The organism is Vibrio sp. 1978, from assembly GCF_033344345.1.
The window spans coordinates 1-3,800 of sequence record NZ_JAWPOP010000061.1; the positions used below are offsets into that span (position 1 = coordinate 1).

6 protein-coding genes are annotated in these 3,800 nt (G+C 49.3%); all 6 read right to left on the minus strand.

Going from position 1 to position 3,800, the window contains the following annotated elements:
• Nucleotides 1-1,307, minus strand: a 1,307-nt coding sequence (locus R8N49_RS24270) for a terminase large subunit (RefSeq protein ID WP_318190122.1), incomplete at its 3' end; no start/stop codon positions are given.
• Between the two features lie 2 nt (nt 1,308-1,309).
• Nucleotides 1,310-1,762: a phage terminase small subunit P27 family gene (locus R8N49_RS24275; protein WP_318190123.1), complete on the minus strand. Its 453-nt coding sequence runs from the start codon at nt 1,760-1,762 to the stop codon at nt 1,310-1,312.
• 358 nt (nt 1,763-2,120) lie between these two features.
• The gene (locus R8N49_RS24280) at nt 2,121-2,480 is read right to left on the minus strand and encodes an HNH endonuclease signature motif containing protein (RefSeq protein ID WP_318190124.1); all 360 of its coding nucleotides are present in this window, start codon (nt 2,478-2,480) and stop codon (nt 2,121-2,123) included.
• 338 nt (nt 2,481-2,818) lie between these two features.
• Complete coding sequence (locus R8N49_RS24285) at nt 2,819-3,061, minus strand: hypothetical protein (RefSeq protein ID WP_065274633.1); 243 nt, start codon at nt 3,059-3,061, stop codon at nt 2,819-2,821.
• A gap of 111 nt (nt 3,062-3,172) precedes the next feature.
• Nucleotides 3,173-3,436 carry a hypothetical protein gene (locus R8N49_RS24290; RefSeq protein WP_065274634.1) on the minus strand — a complete coding sequence of 88 codons (264 nt, stop codon included), beginning with the start codon at nt 3,434-3,436 and terminating at the stop codon, nt 3,173-3,175.
• Between the two features lie 40 nt (nt 3,437-3,476).
• Nucleotides 3,477-3,800: D-Ala-D-Ala carboxypeptidase family metallohydrolase (locus R8N49_RS24295; RefSeq protein WP_318190125.1), on the minus strand; the 324-nt coding region annotated here is incomplete at its 5' end.

Below are 3,800 nucleotides of genomic sequence, written 5' to 3' on the forward strand. Positions count from 1 at the left end.
TCCGTTGAAATCAATGCACTGCCACCACTGTTCAACCATGGTGTCGCCACCCACTTCTGGTAGACCTTGCGGTTTTTAGTGTCTGGGTCGAACACAGTTTCTTCTGGTAAGTAGTGCTTTGAGAAGATGTAAAAATGCAGTTGGCCTCGCTCATCCTTACGTGTAAACAGCATCACCTGGCTACAGATATCGATTTTCGATGCCAAATCCAGTGACAACCAACATGAGCTGTCGTGGAAATCGTCAATCATCAGACTGGTATCTTCAGCGGCCTTCCAATCCTCCATGTTGAAAAATGCGCTTGAGGCCGAAACCCACTGGTTAAGGTGCTTGGTTTTGAAGGTATTGGCATATCGAGGATTGCGGATCGCGCGCAACTGCTGACTTCTGAGCCAATCCTCATCCACGGAGATCCCCAAGTTTGGGTTGGCTTTGGCCAGTACTGCTGGGTCAGTCCAATCATCGCCTTCATCAATCGTGTAGATGATGCCAAAGACTTCATCGTCGTCAGTGGTACCTTCTAAGATTTTGACCAAGTCATCATGCAAGTCTTTGCAAGGACCCGCGATGTTGTAACCCGATGTTGTGATCACAAAGATTAACGGCTGTTCGCGAGCACCCATCCCTGTCGACATGGTGTCGTACAGTTCAGGACCATCATGCTCGTGATACTCATCGACTATCGCACAATGAGGACTGGAACCATCACCCGGGTCACCTATCACTGGTTCAAAGATGCTGCCGTCTGGCCGTTCCATCTTCTTGGCCATGACGTCAATCATGAATGAGCGACGCAGGTTCGGCAGAGCTTCAGCCATTTTCTTAGCAGGCTTAAACACCTCCCAGGCCTGCTTCTCTGTGGTTGCGCCACAGTAAACCTCAGCGCCATACTCATTGTCGGGTGCGAACATCCACAGTCCGTTTCCTGCCGCAATGATGCTTTTGCCGTTCTTTCGTGGCACCTCAACGTAAGCCACTCTAAACCGACGATGCTTGTCTTTCTTTCGCTCCCAACCATAGAGAACCGCGTGGATAAACAACTGCCACGGTTCCAGACTGATGCGGCGTTCTTTGAGGGGTTTCTTTGCCCATTTACCTTTCGTGTGTGGAAGCAACTGAATAAAACGACAAACCCCTTCGGCTTTGTCTTTGTTAAACCGGTACGGATAGGCTTTGCTTTTGCTCTTTTCGAGATCATCCAAATGTCGCTGACATGCCTGGATAACATACTTACAAGCTACGATCCGACCGCTGACCACGTCACGCGCGTACTTCGCGGCGGCGTTTACGTTCGGATACTTAGCCATACTTATCTCGCTGGTAAGAATTCGTCGAATTCGTTTTCGTCGCTGTCCTTGCTACCGCTGCCCCCACCAGTCATCCGTCGAATGGATAACGGGTCTAGTCCAAGTAAACTGCCAATACGAACCATACTCGCCAACGCATCCTGGCGAACATTCACGCTAGGGTTTTTCTTTTGTCCTCCCATCGGTGTATCAACGGTCAGCCCTTCTCGAGAGACTTCCAACTCAGCTTGAAGGTACAAAGAGAAGCTGTTGCAATAAGCCAACAACAAAGGTCCATGGTCGATAGTCAGAATTTTCCTGTCCATCAGTACACGGCTTTGTGTCTGCCAAATCGCCAGCGCGTTGTCATCACGTAACTCTTCCGGCGGATCGATTCTTATCAATGCTTCGTGGGCAGGTGCAGATGGCAAAGTGCTTTTGCCTCCTTTGCGACCACCTCCAGCTGCTCGTGCCATACAATTTCCTCTCAAAACTCAACCGCGAAAATGTGTGATCTCGCGCGTCAAAAAAAGATCCTTATTTATTGCGTATAAAAATTTGTCTGAGGCTGCGGTCCCCATCGAAAAGGCTACAGAGATTTACCCCGCCCCTCTATGTGTGAGAACGGTAATAACAAGCGACCTAATATCGCTGTGATACCTTTTACCTTATTGGTTCGAGGTGTTATCACCTTAGTACCTTTTGTTATCGTCTGAGTGACTCTGACAGGATCTGGGTAGGTACCAAACAACCAACATAACAGCACCAAGGTTTTTAAATAAATCGGTACCCAAAACGCCAATTTGATCTGACAAACGATCACTTCTTTGCGTTTTATTGTCGTGGTTTCATGCGTTCCCGTGCAGTTTTTGCCTTGTGACATGCACGACATAGTGCCTCCAGGTTGCTGTCTTCATCTGTTCCGCCATGTTCCTTAGACTTGATATGGTCAACATCTTTGGCGGGAACGGCTCGACCACCACGCAAACACTCTTGGCATAGATACTTATCTCGCTTAAGAATGATGCGGCGCTTCTTATCCCACTCGCTGCCATAACCACGCTGATGTCGGTTGCGGCCCGCTTGATGAACTTCCCAACCAGTGTTGCGGTGCTTATCACAGTAACCACTCTTGTCATTAGTCAGCCGACCGCAATGTGGATGACGACAAGGCTTAGGGGTACGTGGAGGCATAATCAAATATCCTTTGAATACTCACTAAATACACAAAGGATATTTAAAGGGTCACCGCCGTGGGCACTGCTGTTCAATGGCCGAAGCCTGGCGACGCTCGACGACGTCACAAGTCACTAGCAAAACGTTGCCGTTGGCGGTGTTAGAGCTGGCTTTAAGGCAGCCAGTGGCCTATCTCATCATCGTTAGCTACTTATGCACTATCGGGCGCTAACCGATCCTTATCCCTTCCTATCGGATGCATGCGGGATTCGTCGCAATCACATGCTGGCTTAACTGATAACAAGTGCAGCCAGTAAGAACACTCGGCAACTATCCGGAATTACCGGATAGTTGAACTAACCAGGATTAACTTGGTAGTAGTCAATGCAGTCATTGAGCTGCTCGATGTACAACATCAGGTTAGTGACGCTGCGCTCCGGGTAATAAATCCCACCTTGGTCAGGCTCGTACCACTCAAGAACAGGAGCTGCTGGCTTGCATGGAGGAACAAACACATCACGGCTTGTCGCGCATCCGCCCACTACTAGGACCAAACCGCTGAGCATGGCGGCTTTTAGCATCTTGCTTGATATCTTCATACTCTTGCTCCTGATGCTCAATTTGCTTGGCACGTTGAAGACGCTCCCAAACCTCAATGGCTTTAAGGATTAGCGTCCCAATAATCGGGACCGACGATGCCCAGCCCACAACTAACTTCCGATATTCTGTGAGTGCTTATAGTTGCCAGCTGCTGTATTCCAAACCCAGCGTAGCCACCACGGCCACTTTCGTTTGAACTCTTCAGGCACTTGCGCATCAATCTGAGCAACAACTCCGACTACTGTTGCGACAAAGCCAAACGCAGCTACCGCCCAGGCTGGTGTGTCGGGCTCCATCATTCCCGAACTCGCCAGAGCGACAGACGCAAACAGCAGAGCCACCACTGCGACCGTAAACTCATACAGTTTTTTCATTTCCTTTCTCCATTAAAAAAGCGACCGTTCTGGTCGCTTGTTAGTAAGTCCACATTACGGGTAACCCTTCCCGCCAATCCAGATGAACAAAGGTTTTTGCAATCCCAACTCCTTTCGCGCCATGCTTGCGAGCAATCTCTACAAGACGAAGGCGATCAAAACCGTTATTGCAAGCGATATCAAAGGCCACGCCGTTGAAGTGTTGCCCGGGCTTTTCTTTACCGGCTTCACTCGGATGCTTTTCACATCGATATCCAGAGCGAACGACCATAGCCTTACCAAACTCATCACGAACCTTCTGCAGCTGGTCTAATGCTGATTGGCTCACTTTGTTGCTCCCACATCCACAGGAGCAGTTCAACTT

Bases quoted from the DNA above. Each gene is read 5' to 3' on its own strand.
- R8N49_RS24285 (WP_065274633.1), bottom strand. From the start codon at position 3,061: ATGAAGATATCAAGCAAGATGCTAAAAGCCGCCATGCTCAGCGGTTTG.
- R8N49_RS24290 (WP_065274634.1), bottom strand. From the start codon at position 3,436: ATGAAAAAACTGTATGAGTTTACGGTCGCAGTGGTGGCTCTGCTGTTT.
- R8N49_RS24275 (WP_318190123.1), bottom strand. From the start codon at position 1,762: ATGGCACGAGCAGCTGGAGGTGGTCGCAAAGGAGGCAAAAGCACTTTG.
- R8N49_RS24280 (WP_318190124.1), bottom strand. From the start codon at position 2,480: ATGCCTCCACGTACCCCTAAGCCTTGTCGTCATCCACATTGCGGTCGG.